The sequence below is a fragment of the Frondihabitans sp. 762G35 genome (genome assembly GCF_002074055.1).
Classification (GTDB): Bacteria; Actinomycetota; Actinomycetes; order Actinomycetales; family Microbacteriaceae; genus Frondihabitans.
The window spans coordinates 103,783-120,810 of the sequence record NZ_CP014619.1; the positions used below are offsets into that span (position 1 = coordinate 103,783).

The 17,028-nt window shown below is 72.5% G+C and carries 19 protein-coding genes; 15 read left to right on the forward strand and 4 right to left on the reverse strand.

Going from position 1 to position 17,028, the window contains the following annotated elements:
* The first annotated feature begins 75 nt into the window (after positions 1-75).
* On the forward strand, positions 76-723 hold the full coding sequence (locus AS850_RS16385; protein WP_164088347.1) for a hypothetical protein: 648 nt from the start codon (positions 76-78) through the stop codon (positions 721-723).
* On the opposite strand, the gene AS850_RS00515 is transcribed toward AS850_RS16385, so the two are convergent.
* Both AS850_RS00515 and AS850_RS00520 read right to left on the reverse strand, forming a co-directional pair.
* A complete protein-coding gene (locus AS850_RS00515; protein WP_236940783.1) occupies positions 696-1,307 on the reverse strand; it encodes a GNAT family N-acetyltransferase in 612 nt (203 codons plus the stop codon). The two genes, AS850_RS16385 and AS850_RS00515, sit on opposite strands and share 28 nt — an antisense overlap.
* Entirely contained in the window at positions 1,307-2,593 is a 1,287-nt protein-coding gene (locus tag AS850_RS00520) for a glutamyl-tRNA reductase (RefSeq protein ID WP_119867357.1), read from the reverse strand. Before AS850_RS00520 ends, AS850_RS00515 begins: the two co-directional genes overlap by 1 nt.
* 117 nt (positions 2,594-2,710) lie before the next feature.
* On the opposite strand from AS850_RS00520, the gene AS850_RS00525 reads away from it, so the two are divergent.
* The 14 genes from AS850_RS00525 (at position 2,711) to hemL (ending at position 14,758) form a co-directional block, all read left to right on the forward strand.
* Positions 2,711-3,232, forward strand: a complete 522-nt coding sequence (locus tag AS850_RS00525; protein ID WP_236940784.1) for a GNAT family N-acetyltransferase — start codon at positions 2,711-2,713, stop codon at positions 3,230-3,232.
* 34 nt (positions 3,233-3,266) lie between these two features.
* Positions 3,267-4,280, forward strand: coding sequence for an NADP-dependent oxidoreductase (locus AS850_RS00530; protein ID WP_119867359.1), 1,014 nt, complete (start codon positions 3,267-3,269; stop codon positions 4,278-4,280).
* Between the two features lie 67 nt (positions 4,281-4,347).
* Positions 4,348-5,430 (forward strand): uroporphyrinogen decarboxylase, encoded by a 1,083-nt coding sequence (gene hemE, locus AS850_RS00535; protein ID WP_119867360.1) that lies wholly within the window; start codon positions 4,348-4,350, stop codon positions 5,428-5,430.
* Positions 5,427-6,767: a protoporphyrinogen/coproporphyrinogen oxidase gene (locus tag AS850_RS00540; protein ID WP_236940785.1), complete on the forward strand. Its 1,341-nt coding sequence runs from the start codon at positions 5,427-5,429 to the stop codon at positions 6,765-6,767. Before hemE ends, AS850_RS00540 begins: the two co-directional genes overlap by 4 nt.
* An 83-nt stretch (positions 6,768-6,850) precedes the next feature.
* Entirely contained in the window at positions 6,851-7,126 is a 276-nt protein-coding gene (locus AS850_RS00545; RefSeq protein WP_119867361.1) for a hypothetical protein, read from the forward strand.
* A 94-nt stretch (positions 7,127-7,220) separates the two neighbouring features.
* Positions 7,221-7,673, forward strand: coding sequence for a phage holin family protein (locus tag AS850_RS00550; protein ID WP_119867362.1), 453 nt, complete (start codon positions 7,221-7,223; stop codon positions 7,671-7,673).
* Positions 7,673-7,900: a DUF3618 domain-containing protein gene (locus tag AS850_RS00555; protein ID WP_119867363.1), complete on the forward strand. Its 228-nt coding sequence runs from the start codon at positions 7,673-7,675 to the stop codon at positions 7,898-7,900. The genes AS850_RS00550 and AS850_RS00555 overlap by 1 nt, the downstream gene beginning before the upstream one ends.
* 87 nt (positions 7,901-7,987) lie before the next feature.
* Positions 7,988-8,557, forward strand: a complete 570-nt coding sequence (locus AS850_RS00560; RefSeq protein WP_216819811.1) for a YbhB/YbcL family Raf kinase inhibitor-like protein — start codon at positions 7,988-7,990, stop codon at positions 8,555-8,557.
* Between the two features lie 110 nt (positions 8,558-8,667).
* Positions 8,668-9,408: a hydrogen peroxide-dependent heme synthase gene (gene hemQ / locus AS850_RS00565; RefSeq protein ID WP_119867364.1), complete on the forward strand. Its 741-nt coding sequence runs from the start codon at positions 8,668-8,670 to the stop codon at positions 9,406-9,408.
* Positions 9,405-10,607: a ferrochelatase gene (locus tag AS850_RS00570; RefSeq protein ID WP_119867365.1), complete on the forward strand. Its 1,203-nt coding sequence runs from the start codon at positions 9,405-9,407 to the stop codon at positions 10,605-10,607. Before hemQ ends, AS850_RS00570 begins: the two co-directional genes overlap by 4 nt.
* Positions 10,608-10,614: 7 nt before the next feature.
* Positions 10,615-11,562, forward strand: a complete 948-nt coding sequence (hemC, locus tag AS850_RS00575) for a hydroxymethylbilane synthase (protein WP_119867366.1) — start codon at positions 10,615-10,617, stop codon at positions 11,560-11,562.
* Positions 11,559-12,389, forward strand: coding sequence for a uroporphyrinogen-III synthase (locus tag AS850_RS00580; protein ID WP_119867367.1), 831 nt, complete (start codon positions 11,559-11,561; stop codon positions 12,387-12,389). Before hemC ends, AS850_RS00580 begins: the two co-directional genes overlap by 4 nt.
* Positions 12,389-13,402, forward strand: a complete 1,014-nt coding sequence (hemB, locus tag AS850_RS00585; protein ID WP_119867368.1) for a porphobilinogen synthase — start codon at positions 12,389-12,391, stop codon at positions 13,400-13,402. Before AS850_RS00580 ends, hemB begins: the two co-directional genes overlap by 1 nt.
* Before the next feature lie 9 nt (positions 13,403-13,411).
* The gene (gene hemL, locus AS850_RS00590; RefSeq protein WP_119867369.1) at positions 13,412-14,758 is read left to right on the forward strand and encodes a glutamate-1-semialdehyde 2,1-aminomutase; all 1,347 of its coding nucleotides are present in this window, start codon (positions 13,412-13,414) and stop codon (positions 14,756-14,758) included.
* A gap of 371 nt (positions 14,759-15,129) precedes the next feature.
* Here hemL and AS850_RS00595 read toward each other — a convergent pair whose 3' ends face one another.
* Both AS850_RS00595 and AS850_RS00600 read right to left on the reverse strand, forming a co-directional pair.
* Positions 15,130-15,822: a GntR family transcriptional regulator gene (locus AS850_RS00595; RefSeq protein WP_119867370.1), complete on the reverse strand. Its 693-nt coding sequence runs from the start codon at positions 15,820-15,822 to the stop codon at positions 15,130-15,132.
* A gap of 191 nt (positions 15,823-16,013) precedes the next feature.
* Positions 16,014-16,994, reverse strand: a complete 981-nt coding sequence (locus AS850_RS00600) for an MDR family oxidoreductase (protein WP_119867371.1) — start codon at positions 16,992-16,994, stop codon at positions 16,014-16,016.
* Between the last annotated feature and the right edge of the window lie 34 nt (positions 16,995-17,028).

Below are 17,028 nucleotides of genomic sequence, written 5' to 3' on the forward strand. Positions count from 1 at the left end.
CACGAACATATCTCTGTGAAATATTCAATCTCAGATGCGCGACGACCCGGTCGCCCCGACAGATTGCAGGATCCCATGCTCGCCGAGACCAGCGCTCCCCTCCGCACCACCCTCGTCGTCGACCCGGTCGACTACCTCCTCGCCGACGTCGCCCTCGGTCGGCACCTGCCCGGCGAACCCGTCCACGCCGCCCAACTGGCCGAGGAGCACGGGATCACCGGGGCCGAGGCCGTCGAGGCCGTCGAGACGGCGTGGTTCCTCGGGGTGCTCACCCGGGGCCACTCGATCGCCGAGGGCCGTGTCGCCTGGACTCCCGCGGGCACCGAGGCGCAGGTGCACCGCCTGGCGCGCGCCATGGTGGCGATGGTCCGCCGTCCGGTCTCGACGCGCGAGACGGCGTGTTCCGTCATCGACGGCGAAGACCTCCGCCAGGGCGCCGCGGAGCTGTTCGACCTGCGGACCCCGGCCGACCTCGTCGTCTTCCTGGAGCTGGCCCGCGCCCTCCTCGGCCGCTCGGACCGCCTGCTGGTCGACGACCTCGTCGCTCCGGTCGCCATCCTCTTCTCCGAGGTCTCGCAGGAGACGCACGGCATCGAGTTCGCCGCCCCGGCCGCCGTGCGCGACGACCTGGTCCGCGCGCTGGTGCGCGCCCTCATCGACGGACGCGTCGACGACTTCGCCGACCTGGTCGACGACTACCTGCTGGCGCTGTCCGTGGGCTGACCGGCGGCTCCGTGCGCGTCGCCGAGGCGGGCCCGCCATTCCGCCTCGAGGATCGCGTACACGCCCGTGTCGGCCCACTCCCCCTTGAAGAAGAGGTCCTCCACGAAGTGCGCCTCCTCGCGCATCCCGAGCCGGCGGCAGAGCGCCACCGACGCGGCGTTGCGAGGATCGAGCCGCGCGTGGACCCGGTGGCTCCCCAGGTCCTCGAAGCAGAGCTGCAGGATCCGGGAGGCCGCCTCGAAGGCGTAGCCACGGCCCTGGAACTCGGGCGCGACGATCCAGCCCACCTCCGCCTGCCTGTCGGCGACGCTCGTCAGGCTCACGTTGACCTCGCCGATGACGCAACCCGGCGACTCCTGCGTCTCGACGGCCAGGACGAGCCCGTCGCCGTCGTGCGCCAGGCGCACCAGGTCGACGCGCCGCTCCAGGTGCTCGCGCGCCGCCGCGCGATCGCGGGCGGGCCAGAGCATGTAGCGCAGAACCTCGGGGTCGGACTGGTAGACGAGGACGTCGTCGAGGTCGTCGATCGTCAGCGGGCGCAGCAGGAGGCGCTCCGTAAGGATCGCGGACGCCTCGACGAGCATCAGACGGCTTCGGCCTCGTCGCCGCGTGCGGCGGGACGGAGCGGCGTCGCAGCCCGGGCGGCGCGCGTGTCGGTCAGGCCGAAGAGCGCCTCGAGGCCGTCGCGGAACTCCTCGCCGCGGCCCTCGCGAGCGAGCTCGCGGGCCCGGACCGAGGGGGTGTGGAGGAGGACTCCGGCGAGGTGCCGGAGCGCCTGCTCCGTCTTCTCGGAGGAGTCGCCGCGCGAGCGGGCGCGTTCGATCTCCGCGTCGAGGAGATCGAAGACGTGTCGGCGCAGCGCGACGACGGCGGGCGTGAGCGACTGCTCCGCGGCGACGGCGTGGAACTCCGCGGCGGCCTCGCCCACCAGGGCCCGGGCGTCGTCGGCGGCGTTCAGCTCGGAGAGCGGCGCGTGGAGGCTGATGGTCTCGAGGTCGAGGAGTTCGACACCGTCGACGTCGACGACGAGCGGGTCGACGTTGCGCGGGAGACCGAGGTCGATGATGAGGCGGCGCTGGCCGCTTGTCACGGTCGCCGGGGTGACGACGGGTGTCGGAGACGACGTGCAGGTGATGACGACGTCGCTCCAGGCGACGGCCTCGGCGAGGTCGCTCCAGGCGGTGAGCTCGTGCTTGCCGGCGAAGCGCTCGGCGCGGCCCGAGCCCGAGTAGACGCCGATGTCGGCGGCCCCGCGGTCGCGGAGCGCGACGACGGTGGTGGCCGCGTACTGGCCGGTGCCGACGAGCAGGATGCGGGCCTGACCCCAGTCGGTCACGCGGCTCTGGGCCAGCTCGAGGGCGAGGCGCACGAGCGAGCGGCCCGCGCCGCCGAGGGCGGTGCGGTTCTTGACGCCGCGCGAGGTGTGCGAGGCCTTCTGGAAGAGGCGCTCGAGGTCGGAGGACGTGGTGCCGTCGGTGCGGGCCCGCTCGAGCGCGCGCCGGACCTGCCCGGAGATCTCGTCCTCGCCGACGACGACCGACTCGAGGCCGGCGCTGACGGCGAAGAGGTGCTCGACGACACCGTCGCCCGTGATCACGGTGACGCTGTCGCGGAGGTCGTCCGCGTCGACGTGGCTCGCCTCGCTCATCGTGGCGATGGTCGCCTCGACGGCGACGGCACCCGCCGCGGTCAGGGGCTCCTCGATGTCGAGGTACGCCTCGAACCGGTTGCACGTCGCGAGCACGACGGCTCCCGACACGAAATCGCTGGATTCGATGAGGGTGGTGGCTGCCGTGGGTGCGCCGACGCTCAACTTCTCGAGGAGGTCGAAACTGGCGTTCTGATGAGACGCCGTCAGGCAGATAAGCACGTCCAGTATGGTAACCCCGCCCACCTGGAGCCGCTCCGAGTGTTCTCGACACCGAGAGAGTGCTTTCGCGTGAGTCCTCGATCATCCCGACGATCATCCCGTCGCTATCGTCGGAGCGTGCTCTTCTTCCGACCCGCCGGCCTGTCCGACTCCGACGCGATCGTGGCGCTCGTCACCTCGGCCTATCGGGGCGACGCCAGCCGCGCCGGCTGGACGACCGAGGCGGACCTGCTCGACGGGCCGCGGATCGACGCGGGCCTCCTCGCCGACGACCTCGCGAATCCTGCGGGCCGGGTCGTCGTGGGGCTCGACGGCGACGAGATCGTCGCCTGCTGCAACGTGGTGCGGCGGGCCGACGGCCTCGCCTACTTCGGCATGTTCGCCGTCTCGCCGTCGCGTCAGGGGGCGGGGCTCGGCAAGGAGGTGCTGGCCGAGGCGGAGCGCATCGCCGCCGAGGAGTGGGAGCTCCCCGCGATCGAGATGACGGTGCTGGAGCAACGGCCGGAACTCCTGGCCTTTTACGAGCGGCGCGGCTACGAGCGGACCGGTGCTTTCGCTCCGTTCCCCTACGGCGAGGAGCGCTTCGGGCTGCCGCGCCGGGACGACCTCCGGATGGTCGTGCTGCGCAAGCGGTTCTGAGGGTCCGCTCACCGGGCGGCCCTAGGGTCGGAGGATGAGCACCGACAGCACCAGCATCCAGTGGCACCTCGTGAAGCGCCCCCACGGAGAGCCCACGACCGACGACGTGGCGCGCCGTGAGGTCGCCCTCCCCGACCTGGCCGCGGGCGAGGTCCGCGTCCGCAACGAGTTCCTCTCCGTCGACCCGTACATGCGCGGTCGGATGAACGACGTCCCCTCCTACATCCCGCCGTTCGGGCTCGACGAGGCGATGACCGGCGGCGCCGTCGGCCGTGTCGTCGAGTCCCGCGCGGACGACCTCCCCGTGGGTTCCGCGGTCACGCACAACTTCGGCTGGCGTGACGTCGCGCAGGGCCCCGCCGCGCAGTTCCAGCGCATCGACGAGACACCCGGCGTCTCGCTCGCGTCGCACCTCGGCGCCCTGGGCCTCACCGGCCTGACCGCCTACACGGGCCTCGTCCGCATCGCCGCGATGAAGGAGGGCGACACGGTCTTCGTGTCGGCCGCCGCCGGAGCGGTGGGCTCGATGGTCGGTCAGATCGCCCGCCTCAAGGGTGCCGCGCGAGTCATCGGCAGCGCAGGATCCGACGAGAAGGTCACGCTCCTCACCGAGAAGTACGGCTTCGACGCGGCGTTCAACTACAAGGACGGCGACGTCCTCACCCAGCTGCGCGGTGCTGCCCCCGACGGCATCGACGTCTACTTCGACAACGTCGGCGGCGACCACCTCTCCGCCGCGCTCGCCACGCTGAACCGCTTCGGCCGGGTCGCCGTCTGCGGCGCGATCGGTGCCTACAACACCACGGGCGCCGACCGCGGCGTCACCGGCATGACCAACATCGTGACCCGCAGCCTCCGGCTCGAGGGCTTCACCATGGGCGATCACTGGGACCTCGCCGGCCCGTTCCGCGAGGAGCTCACCCCGTGGCTGGCCGCCGGCGAGATCGTCTTCGACGAGACCGTGGTGGACGGCGTCGACGCGACCTTCGACGCCTTCCTGGGGCTCCTGCGCGGCGAGAACGTCGGCAAGATGGTCGTCCGCGTCTAGCGCCCTCGGCCGGCCGCCGTCCTTCCGACGGGGCCGGCCGGGGCACCCCCAGGCGCGGAGTGCGAGAATGCCCGACGTGAACACGCCGACCGCGACCGCCCTGCCCCCCGCGCACCCTCTCGCCTCGGGCCTCACCTCGGGGTCGCCGCTGGTGCGCGCGCTGCGCGGCGACCGGCCCGAGCGCCTGCCGGTCTGGTTCATGCGCCAGGCCGGGCGCTCGCTCCCGGAGTACCGCGAGCTCCGCGTGGGCACGAAGATGCTCGACGCCTGCCTCACCCCCGAGCTGTCGAGCGAGATCACGCTCCAGCCGGTGCGCCGGCACGGCGTGGACGCCGGAATCTTCTTCAGCGACATCGTCGTTCCGATCAAGCTGGCGGGGGTCGCCGTCGACATCGTGCCCGGCCGTGGTCCGGTGCTCGAGTCGCCCATCCGCACGGCCGACGACGTCGCTCGGCTCGAGCCCCTCGATCCTGCGAGCCTCGCCCCCATCTCCGAGGGGGTGGCGCGCACGGTCGCCGAACTGGGTGAGACGCCCCTGATCGGTTTCGCCGGCGCGCCGTTCACGCTCGCGGCGTATCTCGTCGAGGGCGGCCCGTCGAAGGACCACATCCGCGCCCGCACGCTGATGCACTCGGACCCCGAGACGTGGGAGGCGCTGCTCACCTGGGCGGCCGACGTCACGGGGGCGTTCCTGCGCGCGCAGGTGCTCGCCGGCGCGAGTGCCGCACAGCTGTTCGACTCCTGGGTCGGCTCCCTCTCCCTCGCCGACTACACGTCGCGCGTCGCCCCGTTCTCGGCGCGGGCGCTGGCCCACGTGGCCGATCTCGGCGTCCCGCGCATCCACTTCGGAGTCGGATCCGGCGAGGTCCTCGCCGCCATGCGCGACGTCGGGACCGACGCCGTGGGCGTCGACTGGCGCATCCCGCTCGACGAGGCGTCGCGGCGGCTCGGCGGGGCCACGCCGGTGCAAGGCAACATCGATCCTGCGCTCCTGCAGGCGCCCTGGCCCGTCCTCGAGGCGCACGTCCGCGACGTCGCTCGGCGCGGTCGGACCGCACCGGCCCACGTCCTGAACCTGGGCCACGGCGTCAACCCCGACACCGACCCGGCCGTTCTGACCCGCATCGTCGACCTGGCGCACTCGCTGTGACCACGTCGCCCGCACCCGCCTTCGACGCCGTCGTGATCGGCGGCGGGATCGCCGGTCTCGTCGTGGCGCGCGACCTCGGCAGGGCGGGGAGGCGCGTCGTCCTCCTGGAAGCGGGCGACCGTCTCGGCGGCGAGGTCAGCCGCCACACCGTCGCGGGCGTCGACCTGGACGCCGGAGCCGAGAGCTTCGCCACCCGCGGCGACATCGTCGCGACGCTCGCGACGCAGCTCGGCCTCGGCAACGAGCTCGTGGCACCCGATCCGCGCGGGGCGTGGGTGATCGAATCCGACGGCGGGGCGTTCCCGCTCCCGGCCACGGGCATCCTGGGCATCCCCGGCACCGCGATGGCGCGGGACGTCATCGACGTCATCGGCACCAGGGCCGCCCTCCGCGCCGAGATGGACAGCCTCCTGCCCGGGCCCGTCGGCGCCAAGGAGCAGAAGCTCGGGCCCCTCGTGCGGCGCCGGATGGGCAGCGCCGTCCTCGACCGACTCGTCACCCCGGTCGTCATGGGTGTCCACTCGGCACACCCCGACGACCTCGACGTCGACCGCGTGGCGCCGGGGCTCCGCCAGCAGCTCCTGCACCAGAACTCCCTCGCCCGCGCCGTGCGCGAGCTCCGCTCGCTCTCGAAGGCAGGATCCGCGGTGGGCGGGATCCGCGGCGGCATCGTCCGCCTCGTCGACGAGCTCGCCGCCGACCTCGAGACCTTCGGGGTCGACGTCCGGCTCGGCTCGCGCGCCCGCTCCTACGACTCGTCGTCCGTGACGACCGACTCGGGGGAGCGCCTGACGGCGTCGCACGTCGTGGTGGCGCTCGGCGCCCGCGACGCGGCGGCTCTCGACGGCCGGGCGGCTCCGGCGACCGGCCTCATCACGCTCGCGACGCTCGTGGTCCGCGCCCCCGAGCTCGACGCGGCGCCGCGCGGGACGGGCGTCCTCGTCGCTCCCGGGCAGCCGAGCATCCGAGCCAAGGCGCTCACCCACGCCAGCGTGAAATGGGCCTGGGTCGCCGAGCGCGCCGAGGGCCGGCACGTGCTCCGCCTCAGCTACGACGCGCCCGTCGTCACCCGAGCGACCGCGGACGTCGAGCTGCGGGCCCTGGCGCTCGCCGACGCGCAGGCCATCCTCGGGACCCCCCTCGACGACTCCCGGGTCGACGGCGTCGGCCGGATCGAGTGGACCCCGCCGCTCCGGGCCCCGTCGGGCGGCTCGGTCGTCGAAGAACGGGGCGACGTCCTCCGCGTGGGCGGTGCGGTCGCGGGTCGGGGCCTCGCGGGCGTGATCGCCGGTGCGCGCACGGCCGCCGCCGGGATCGTCGACGAGCCCGTCGACTGAGGCGGTTGGGAAAAGGGGGCCGCGACCGGACTACCCTGGGTGAGACCGGCCGTTCGGTCGAGTGAAACGTCTGTGGAGGCTTCATGCAGGGCAAACTGATCTTCGTCGCGGGAGCAGCCATCGGGTACGTGCTCGGGTCGCGCGCCGGCCACCAGCGCTACAAGCAGATCTCGGCCGGAGCCTCGAAGTTCTGGCACTCGCGCCCGATCCAGAAGCAGGTCGACAAGGCCTCGGCCGCCGCGGGCGACATCGTCCCCGGCATCGTCGTCGGGCTCTTCAACCTCACGGTCTGGCTCGTCAAGAAGATCCTCGGCATCCAGACGAAGCCGCGCTCGACGACGGCTCGCGCCGGTCGCTGACCGCGCGACGTACCCCGACCCATCCCGCCCACCGCGAGCCCGGCATCGCCCGCCCACCTCGTTCGTCCACCACGTTCGCCCTGAGAGGGAGTCCATGACCCAGTCGACACAAGCCGACAGCATCCACCACGCGCGGAAACCGCGCTCGCTCTTCGGGCTGCTCGGCGACATCCCCACGCTGGTCACCGACCTCGTCAAGGGCGAGATCGCACTCCTCAAGCAGGAGCTGCTGGCCAAGGCGAAGGTGTTCGGCATCGGGGCGGGTCTCGTCGTCGGTGCGCTGCTGTTCCTGTTCCTCATGCTGCTGTGCCTCATCGGCGCCGGCATCGCGGCCCTGTCGCTCGTGATGCCGCTGTGGCTCGCGGCGCTCCTCGTCGCGGCCCTGTTCCTCGTGATCGCGGCGCTGCTCGGGTTCGTGGGCTACCTGCAGATCAAGAAGGGTCTGCCGCCGCTGCCGAAGAAGACCATCGACAGCGTCAAGAACGACATCAAGGCGGTCAAGGGCGTGGGCCGGATCCCGCGCTCCGACGTGGGAGGACGATTCTGATGAGCAGCGCCGACGAGATCCAGGCACGGGTCGACCGCACGAGGGCCGACCTCGCCGCGACGCTGAACGAGCTGGAGGACAAGCTCAACATCCCCAAGCAGCTCGGCATCCAGGGCCACCGCGCCAAGGCGTCTTTCGACCGCGACCCGAAGCCGTGGCTGGTCGCCGCCGTCTCGGTGGCCGCCGTCGTCGGCGGCATCGCGCTGGTGGCGCTGCGTCGTCGCTGAGCCATCTCGAATGGACCGGGGCGGCCCGGCCCGTCCCGCCCGATCGGTCCGCGGCTCCTGCCAGGGCCGACTCACTAGTCTGACCCCATGGCCTCGACCCTCCCGCTGACCCTCCTCGGCGGCGCCCTGCGCTGGCGCCGCGCCGGGGAGCGCTGGAGCGTCGCCAACACCCGTCAGCTCCAGGCGCCCGAGACCCTCCGCGTGACGAGTCCCTCGTTCGGCCCGGGCGACACCATCCCCCTGGCGCACGCGGGCGACGGCGTGGGCGCGAACACCTCCCCGGCCCTCGAGGTGACGGGGCTCCCCGCGGCGACGGCGCAGCTCCTGCTGGTCGTCGAGGACATCGACGTGCCGCTGCCGCGTCCCCTGATCCACACGATCGCCCTGCTCGACACGGCGTTGGCGATCCTCGGCGAGGGCAAGCTGGACGCCCGCACGCCCGGTGTCCGCTTCGTCCCCGCCGCTTTCGGGCGGAGCGGCTATCAGGGTCCGCGCGCTCTCCCCGGCCACGGCGCCCACCGCTACGGGTTCCACGTGTACGCGCTCGACCGGGCCATCCCGCGCGACGCCGCGCTGACGGACTTCGTCGGGCTGCTGCCCTGGGTCGACGGCCAGATCCTCGCCCGGGGCGTCCTCGTCGGGACGCAGCGCCGGTAGCCGACCCCGCGGTCCACCCCGTCGGGGCCGGACGAGGGATTCGTTCGAGATGAAGCGAACCTGGAAGCACCCGACGGACGCACTCAGCCGGACAAGGGATGATAGGGGCTATGAATTCCAGCGCCGATGCGCACCCGCACGCCACTGACGCCCCCGCATCCGCCCCGCACGACTTCTCGCCGGAGGGGGAGACCCTCGGGTACACCCTCTGGGCGGTCCTCCGCCGCGACCCGGGTCGGCCCTACGTCGCCGAGGCCCTCGACGTCGACGAGATCGACGGGGTGGTCGAAGCGGCCGCCGAGGCAGGAGTCACGGTGCGCGGCTTCTACGACGTGAGCGGTCTCAAGGCCGACAGCGACCTGATGATCTGGCTGCACGGCACCGCGCCGGAAGGCCTCCAGTCGGTGTACCGCAAGCTCCTCCGAAGCAACCTCCTGCGCGGGCTCCTGCCCACCTGGAACGCCATGGGGATGCACCGCGAGGCGGAGTTCTCGAAAGACCACAGCCCCGCCTTCATGCGCGGCAAGGAGCCGGAGACCTGGCTGACCGTCTACCCCTTCGTCCGCAGCTACGAGTGGTACCTCCTGCCCGACGCCGAGCGTCGCGAGATGCTGCGCGACCACGGCATCAAGGGGTCGGTGCACCGCGAGGTGCTCACCAACACGGTGGCGAGCTTCAGCCTGGGCGACTACGAATGGATCCTGGCGCTCGAGGCCCCCGAGCTGGTCCAGCTCGTCGACCTCATGCGCGACCTGCGCTACACCGAGGCACGGCGGCACGTCCGCGAAGAGGTCCCGTTCTACACGGGCCGGAGAATTCCCACGAACGAGATCGGCGAGGTCCTCTCATGAGCAACATCACCAACGGTCAGCTCGTCCGCAACGCCACCCCGGCCGCGGCTCAGGGTCCCGAGTGGGTCAGCGAGCCCACCGATTACGACGCCATCCTCCTCGCGGGCTTCGGCGGGCCGGAGGGGCAGGACGACGTCATCCCCTTCCTCCGCAACGTCACGCGCGGGCGCGGCATCCCCGAGGAGCGCCTCGAAGAGGTCGCCCACCACTACCGCCACTTCGGCGGCGTCAGCCCGATCAACCAGCACAACCGCGAGCTCAAGGCCGCGCTCGAGGAGGAGCTCGCCCGGCGCGAGATCGACCTCCCCGTGCTCTGGGGCAACCGCAACTGGGACCCCTACCTCACCGACGCCGTCCGCGAGGCCGCCGACCGCGGTTTCACGAAGCTGATCGCCATCGCGACCAGCGCCTACAGCTCGTACTCCTCGTGCCGCCAGTACCGCGAGGACTTCGCGATGGCCCTCGACGACACCGAGCTCGCCGACCGCGTCCAGATCGACAAGGTCCGGCAGTTCTTCGACCACCCCGGCTTCGTGCAGCCGTTCATCGACGGCGTGCGCGACGGGCTCCTCAAGGCCCGCGCCGAGATCGACTCGCTCGACCTCGGTACCGAGGTCCAGGTGCTCTTCTCGACGCACTCGATCCCGTCCTCCGACGCCTCGAAGAGCGGCCCGGAGGCCCGCGGCTTCGACGACGAGGGCGCCTACGCGGCACAGCACCGCGCCGTCGCCGAGGTCGTCATGGCCGCCGCCGAGGCCGCGCTCGAACTGGACTCCGAGACGAGCGTCCCTTGGCAGCTCGTCTTCCAGTCGCGCTCCGGCCCGCCGTCCATGCCGTGGCTCGAACCCGACATCAACGACGCGATCCACGCCCTGGCCGGAACACCGACCAAGGCCGTCGTCATCGTGCCGCTCGGCTTCGTGAGCGACCACATGGAGGTCATGTGGGATCTCGACAACGAGGCCCTCGAGTCCGCGGCGGAGGAGGGCTTCTGGGCGACGCGCACGCCGACCCCCGGCATCGACCCCGTCTACGTGACCGGTCTCGTCGACCTGGTCCTGGAGCGCCGCGACGGCGTCCCGGCCGCCGACCGCCCGCACCTGACCGACCTCGGCCCCTGGTACGACGTGTGTCGCCCCGGGTGCTGCGAGAATGTCCGTCTCGGCTTCAAAACGGCCGTCTCCGGCTTGATCCCCTAAGGCATCTGTGACAGCACTTCGCATCGGAACCCGCGGCTCCGCCCTGGCGGTCGCTCAGTCGACCCTCGTGAAGGATCGCCTCGCCCAGGCCACCGGCCAGGAGGTCGAGCTGGTGACGGTCACGAGCGAGGGCGATCGCTCGACCGAGTCGTTGGCGACCCTCGGGGGCACGGGCGTCTTCGCCAGTGCGCTCCGCGAGGCGCTGCTCCGCGACGAGTGCGACCTCCTCGTCCACTCGCTGAAAGACCTTCCGACCGCCGCCCACCCGGGGTTGGAGCTCGGGGCGATCCCCGCCCGAGCCGACGCCCGCGACGCGATCTGCGCGCGTGACGGCCTGACTCTCGACCAGCTCCCCGACGGGGCGCGAGTGGGCACGGGATCACCGCGACGTGTCGCGCAGCTCCGGGCCCGACGGCAGGATCTCGACGTGGTCGACATCCGAGGCAACGTCGACACGCGGCTCCGGCGCGTCGGAGACGACCTCGACGCGGTCCTGCTCTCGGCCGCCGGTCTCGGCCGCCTGGGTCGCCTCGACGCGGCCACCGAACTCCTCGGCCTCGGCTTCTGGCCGAGCGCGCCGGGCCAGGGCGCCCTCGCTCTCGAGACGCGGGAGGACGCCTCCGACCCCGCTCTCCTCAGGGGCCTGCGCGCCCTCGACCACCGCGAGACGCGCCTCGTCGTGACGGCCGAGCGCGAGGTCCTCGCCGGCCTCGAGGCAGGATGCGCGGCTCCCATCGGTGCCACCGCCGTCGTCGACGCGGGCCTCCTGCTCCTCAGCGCGACCGTCTACAGCCCCGACGGCACGGCGCGGCTCACGGCCTCGCACGGTGTCACCCTCGAGCAGGGTTCCCTCGCCTCCCAGCTCTCCGACGTCCACGACGTCGCGTCGCGCGTCGTCGCCGAGCTCCTGGCCACCGGGGCGGCCGAGTTGGCGCCGCTGGGCGGCACGGAGTGAGCGACGTCCGCGCGACCTCGGAGAAGCCGCTCAAGGGCGTCGGCGTCCTCGTGCCGCGCGGCGGCAAGTGGGGCGACTCGGTCGCGGCCACCCTTCGCGGCTACGGCGCGCAGCCGGTCATCGCTCCGCTCATCAACTTCGCGCCGAGCGAGAACGCCCACGACCTCATGGTGGCGCTGCTCCGTCTCGAGGCGGGCGACTACGACTGGCTCGTCGTGACGAGCGCCACGACCGTCGACGTCCTCATGGGCAACAGCATCCGGCCCGCCCCCACGACGCGCGTCGCGGCCGTCGGCGAGACCACGGCGGCGGCCCTCGGCCTGGCCGGGATCCGCGTCGACTTCGTCCCCGAGAACGACAACTCGGCGAGGGGTCTGCTCAAGGAGTGGCCGCTCGACCAGGTGCAGGGCCGCATCCTGGTGCCCCAGTCCGACATCGCCGAGCCGACCCTCGTAGCGGGGCTCGCCGAGCGCGGACTCGACGCCGAGTTCGTCGCCGCCTACCGGACCGTGGGCGTCGCCGTCGACGACCGGGTCAGGAGCGACCTCCAGGACGGCTCCATCGGCGTCGTCCTGATCACCTCCGGCAGCGTCGCACGGCAGATCGCCGCGCAGCTCGCCCCCCTGCCCGACGGCGTCGTCGTCGCCTGCATCGGTCCGCGAACCGCCTTCGACGCCCGCGCGGCCGGACTCCCCGTCCACCTGATCGCCGAGACGCGGTCCGCGGCCGGCCTGGTCGCCGCCGTGGTCGAGCACGCCTCGAGCATCGGATCCCCCCTGACAGACCCGACGCGCGACGCCGGGTCGACGTCCCCCGAGAGCCTGTGATGTCCTCCTTCCCCGCCGTCCGCGGCCGGCGCCTGCGCGCCACCCCCGCCCTCCGCCGCCTCGTGGCCGAGACCCGTCTGCATCCGGCCGACCTCATCCTGCCGATGTTCGTGCGCGAGGGGATCACCGAGCCCCAGGCCATCTCCTCGATGCCCGGGGTCGTCCACCACTCGCTCGAGAGCCTCCGACCGGCCCTCGCCGAGGCGGCCGAGGCCGGCATCGGCGGCGTCATGCTCTTCGGAGTGCCCCTCGACGAGAAGAAGGACGCGGAGGGCTCGGGCGCGACCGACCCCGACGGCATCCTCAACGTGGCGACGCGCGTGGCAGCGCAGGAGGCGGGCGACGCCCTCGTCGTCCAGACGGACCTCTGCCTCGACGAGTTCACCGACCACGGCCACTGCGGGGTCCTCGACGCCGACGGCGTGGTCGACAACGACGCGACGCTCGAGCGGTACCGCGACATGGCCGTGATGCAGGCCGAGGCCGGCTCCCGCATCATCGCCCCGAGCGGCATGATGGACGGCCAGGTCGCCGCCATCCGCGACGCGCTCGACAGCCACGGCTACGCCGACCGGGCGATCCTCGCCTACGCCGCGAAGTACGCCAGCGCGTTCTACGGCCCGTTCCGCGAGGCCGTCCAGTCGTCGCTCTCCGGCGACCGCCGCACCTACCAGATGGACAACGGCAACCGTCGCGAGGGCGCCCGCGAGGTCGGTCTCGACCTCGACGAGGGTGCCGACATCGTGATGGTGAAGCCGGCCATGAGCTACCTCGACGTCCTCGCGGACACCGCCGCAACCAGCGACGTCCCCGTCTGGGCGTACCAGATCTCGGGCGAGTACTCGATGATGCAGGCCGCCGCCGAGCGCGGTTGGATCGACCTCGACGCCGCCAGCTACGAGAGCGTCCTCGGCATCAAGCGCGCCGGAGCCGACGCGATCCTCACCTACTGGGCCGTCGACCTGGCCCAGCGACTTCGAGGCCTGGGCGATCCCGCCCGGGCGATCCGCTAGGAGCGACACGTGACCGTCACCCAGACCGCGAACGACCGGGCCTTCGCGCGCGCGAAGGTCTCCATCCCCGGCGGCGTGAACTCGCCCGTCCGCGCCTACGGATCCGTCGGGGGCACTCCCCGCTTCCTCGTGGGGGCCAAGGGCGCCTACGTGACCGATGCCGAGGGGCGCGAGTACGTCGACCTGGTGGCGTCGTGGGGGCCCGCGATCCTCGGGCACGCGCATCCTGCGGTCGTCCAGGCCGTTCAGGAGGCGGCGGCGCGCGGGCTGACGTTCGGCGCGTCGACCCCCGGCGAGACCGAGCTGGCCGAGCTCGTGCGCGAGCGCGTCAGCCACGGAGACCAGCGCCCGCTCGGCAAGATCCGTATGGTGTCGACGGGCACCGAGGCGACCATGACCGCGATCCGCCTGGCACGCGGGTACACCGGGCGCGACCTGCTCGTGAAGTTCGCCGGGCACTACCACGGGCACTCCGACTCCCTGCTCGCCGAGGCCGGGTCAGGTCTCGCGACGCTCTCGCTGCCCGGCTCGGCCGGCATCACCGCGGAGACCGCCGCGCAGACCATCGTCCTGCCCTACAACGACCTCGAGGCGGTCCGCCGTGTCTTCGACGAGAACTCCGAGCGCATCGCCGCCGTGATCGTCGAGGCGGCGGCCGCGAACATGGGCGTCCTCGCGCCGTCGCGGGGCTTCAACCGCTCGCTGTCCGAGATCACGCGCCGCAACGGAGCCCTGCTCATCGTCGACGAGGTGCTCACGGGGTTCCGCGTCGGCCGCGCCGGCTGGTGGGGCCTCGAGGCGTCGCGGGTCGTGCCCGACGGTGCGGGCTGGGAGCCCGACCTCATCACGTTCGGCAAGGTCATCGGCGGGGGCATGCCCCTGGCCGCCCTCGGCGGGCGGGCCGAGGTCATGGACTACCTCGCGCCCCTCGGCCCCGTCTACCAGGCCGGAACGCTCAGCGGCAACCCCGTCGCCGTGGCCGCGGGGATCGCGACCCTCCGCCTCGCGGAGCCGTGGGTCTACGAGAAGATCGACGAGGTCGCCGACCTCGTCGCGCGGGAGACGAGCGCCGCCCTCTCCCGCGAGGGTGTCGCCCACACCGTCCAGCGCGCCGGATCGCTCTTCTCGTTCGCGTTCCTCGACACGCCGCCCACGAACTACGACGACGTCCGGGCGCAGGAGGCGTGGCGATACCCGCCGTTCTTCCACGCGATGCTCGACGCGGGCGTGAACCTGCCGCCGTCGGTGTTCGAGGCGTGGTTCCTGACGGCCGCGCACGACGACCGCGCGCTGTCGCGCATCGTGGAGGCGCTGCCCCGGGCGGCCAAGGCCGCTGCGGCTGCGGTCGCGCCCTAGGCGCTCGCGCGCGGCGCGTTCGCCCCCCGTGCGGCGCGGCGCCGCGCACGACTCCACGTTTGGCCACGTTTCCCGAAGGTGAGCGGCGTGTCGTGGAGTCTCGGCGGAGCCGGAGCCGGAGCCCGAGCCGGGGTGGACCGGGCGTCCTCGGGCGCGCGAGACTCCACGTTTGGCCACGTTTTCCGAAGGTGAGCGGCGTGTTGTGGAGTCTCGGCGGAGCCGGAGCCGGAGCCGGAGCCGGGGCGGACCGGGCGATCGCGCGCGCGAGACTCCGCGTTTGGCCACGTTTCCCGAAGGTGAGCGGCGTGTTGTGGAGTCTCGGCGGCGGCGGCGGCGGACGGACGGACGGACGCGCAGCGGCGGCGACGGACCTACTGCGGCGGGTAGATGCCCAGCGCGCGGACCTCGTCGTAGTAGGCGTCGAAGCGGTCGGGCTGCGTGTCGACGAGGCGCCACGCCTCGTCGGCGTCGTTCTTCTTGACGGCCTCGGCCAGCTTGGCCGAGAACTCCGCGCCCGGTTCGTACGGGAAGACGCCGTTGGCGCCGGCGCGCCGAAAGACGAACAGCGTCATCGGCCCGGTGGAGCCCCAGATCCGGGTGAGGGTCGGGCTGGCCGCGGCCTCGAGGAGGCGGTCGTTCACGGCGACGAGATTCGCCAGGTCCTCCGGGCGCTTGGCCGCGAAGTCGGCGGCGCGCTTCTCGAGCCCCTTGACGACGAAGGCTCGGTCGGAGTCGGAGAGGAGGGGCACGCCGCGCTTCACGAAGAGGGCCCAGACTGAGTAACCGCTCCGGACGGTGTCGAGGAAGTTCTCGAACGACGGCTTGACGATGCGGGTGTACCGGTTCGCCTCGATGTCGACGAGACCCTGCTCGCCGAGCTTGGCGATGGCTTCGCGCACGGGGGTCCGGGAGACGCCGAGCCAGCGGACGAGTTCGTCGTCGTTGAGGCGTTCGCCGAGCTCGAGAGTCCCGTCGAGGATGGCCTCGTACATCTTGTCGTAGACGACGTCGCGCAGGAGCCGCCGGGGTGCGGGGGCTTCGTCGGAGGGGCGGGGTACTGGCATGGGAACTCCCTGTGTTCTGTGCCTATCGGGCGGGAAGCCGGGCGACTTCCGCGTCTCCCTCGGATGCTGACGGCGGAGGAACCGACGCGGCACGCCCTACGACGGGGCCGCGAATGCCTCACCTTCCATGCGGGAGAATGTATCGGGTATGCAGACTTTAGAATACCTCGACCCGGTTTGTCGAGGCCGAGTCACGCGCTGACGTCGACGACCGTCCGCCCGCGGATCCTGCCCGCCAGGATCTCGTCGCCGAGCCCGATCACGTCGGTGAGCGTCGTCTCCGTGGTCAGCGAGTCGAGCAGCTCGAGGTCGAGGTCGGTGGCCAGCCGCGCCCAGGCCTCCTCACGGAGGGCGAGCGGCGCGTCGACCGAGTTCACCCCGGCCAGGGTGACGTTCCGCAGGATGAACGGCAGCACCGTCGTGGGGAGATCGCTGCCCTGCGCCAGACCGCACGCCGTGACGGTTCCGCCCCAGCGGGTCTGCGCGAGGACGTTCGCCAGGGTGTGGCTGCCGACGGAGTCGACGGCTCCTGCCCACCGCGTCTTCTGCATCGGGCGCCCGGCCTCCGAGAGCGTCGCGCGATCGATCACGTCGGCCGCGCCGAGCGAGCGCAGGTAGTCGGTCTGCTCGGGCCGACCGGTCGAGGCCGTGACCTCGTAGCCGAGACCCGCGAGGAGGGCGATGGCGATGGATCCGACGCCGCCCGCCGAGCCGGTGACGAGCACGGGTCCGTCGCCGGGGGCGACGTCGCGCTCGAGGCGCAGGATGCTCAGCATCGCGGTGAACCCGGCGGTCCCGATCGCGGCCGCCCGCCTCGCGTCGATGCCGGCCGGGAGCGCGACGAGGCTGCCCTCCGGCACGAAGGCGCGCTCGGCGAAACCGCCGTGGCGCGTCTCGCCGATGCCCGATCCGTTCAGGACGACGGCGGTGCCGGGCGCGAAGCGCGATCCCGTCGCCACGGTGCCGACGAGGTCGATGCCGGGGACGAGCGGGCTGACGCGCGCGACGCCGGGGTCGTGCGCCAGCGCCATGCCGTCCTTGAAGTTCAGCCCGGAGTGCGTGACCTCGACCCGCACGTCGGCGGCGTCGGGGGACGCGCCCCGGAGGAACTCGTCGTCGACCTCCCGGAGAGCGGCGGGCGTGTTCTCGGTGACGACGATGGCGCGAGGCATGCCCCGACGCTACGCCCGACCACCGAGCGTCGCG

What these genes read in the sequence shown, in the direction of transcription:
- AS850_RS16385 (WP_164088347.1), top strand. Translation starts at nt 76, where the DNA reads ATGCTCGCCGAGACCAGCGCTCCCCTCCGCACCACCCTCGTCGTCGAC.
- AS850_RS00515 (WP_236940783.1), bottom strand. Translation starts at nt 1,307, where the DNA reads ATGCTCGTCGAGGCGTCCGCGATCCTTACGGAGCGCCTCCTGCTGCGC.
- AS850_RS00530 (WP_119867359.1), top strand. Translation starts at nt 3,267, where the DNA reads ATGAGCACCGACAGCACCAGCATCCAGTGGCACCTCGTGAAGCGCCCC.
- hemE (WP_119867360.1), top strand. Translation starts at nt 4,348, where the DNA reads ATGCCCGACGTGAACACGCCGACCGCGACCGCCCTGCCCCCCGCGCAC.
- AS850_RS00545 (WP_119867361.1), top strand. Translation starts at nt 6,851, where the DNA reads ATGCAGGGCAAACTGATCTTCGTCGCGGGAGCAGCCATCGGGTACGTG.
- AS850_RS00550 (WP_119867362.1), top strand. Translation starts at nt 7,221, where the DNA reads ATGACCCAGTCGACACAAGCCGACAGCATCCACCACGCGCGGAAACCG.
- AS850_RS00555 (WP_119867363.1), top strand. Translation starts at nt 7,673, where the DNA reads ATGAGCAGCGCCGACGAGATCCAGGCACGGGTCGACCGCACGAGGGCC.
- AS850_RS00560 (WP_216819811.1), top strand. Translation starts at nt 7,988, where the DNA reads ATGGCCTCGACCCTCCCGCTGACCCTCCTCGGCGGCGCCCTGCGCTGG.
- hemQ (WP_119867364.1), top strand. Translation starts at nt 8,668, where the DNA reads ATGAATTCCAGCGCCGATGCGCACCCGCACGCCACTGACGCCCCCGCA.
- AS850_RS00570 (WP_119867365.1), top strand. Translation starts at nt 9,405, where the DNA reads ATGAGCAACATCACCAACGGTCAGCTCGTCCGCAACGCCACCCCGGCC.
- hemB (WP_119867368.1), top strand. Translation starts at nt 12,389, where the DNA reads ATGTCCTCCTTCCCCGCCGTCCGCGGCCGGCGCCTGCGCGCCACCCCC.
- AS850_RS00595 (WP_119867370.1), bottom strand. Translation starts at nt 15,822, where the DNA reads ATGCCAGTACCCCGCCCCTCCGACGAAGCCCCCGCACCCCGGCGGCTC.
- AS850_RS00600 (WP_119867371.1), bottom strand. Translation starts at nt 16,994, where the DNA reads ATGCCTCGCGCCATCGTCGTCACCGAGAACACGCCCGCCGCTCTCCGG.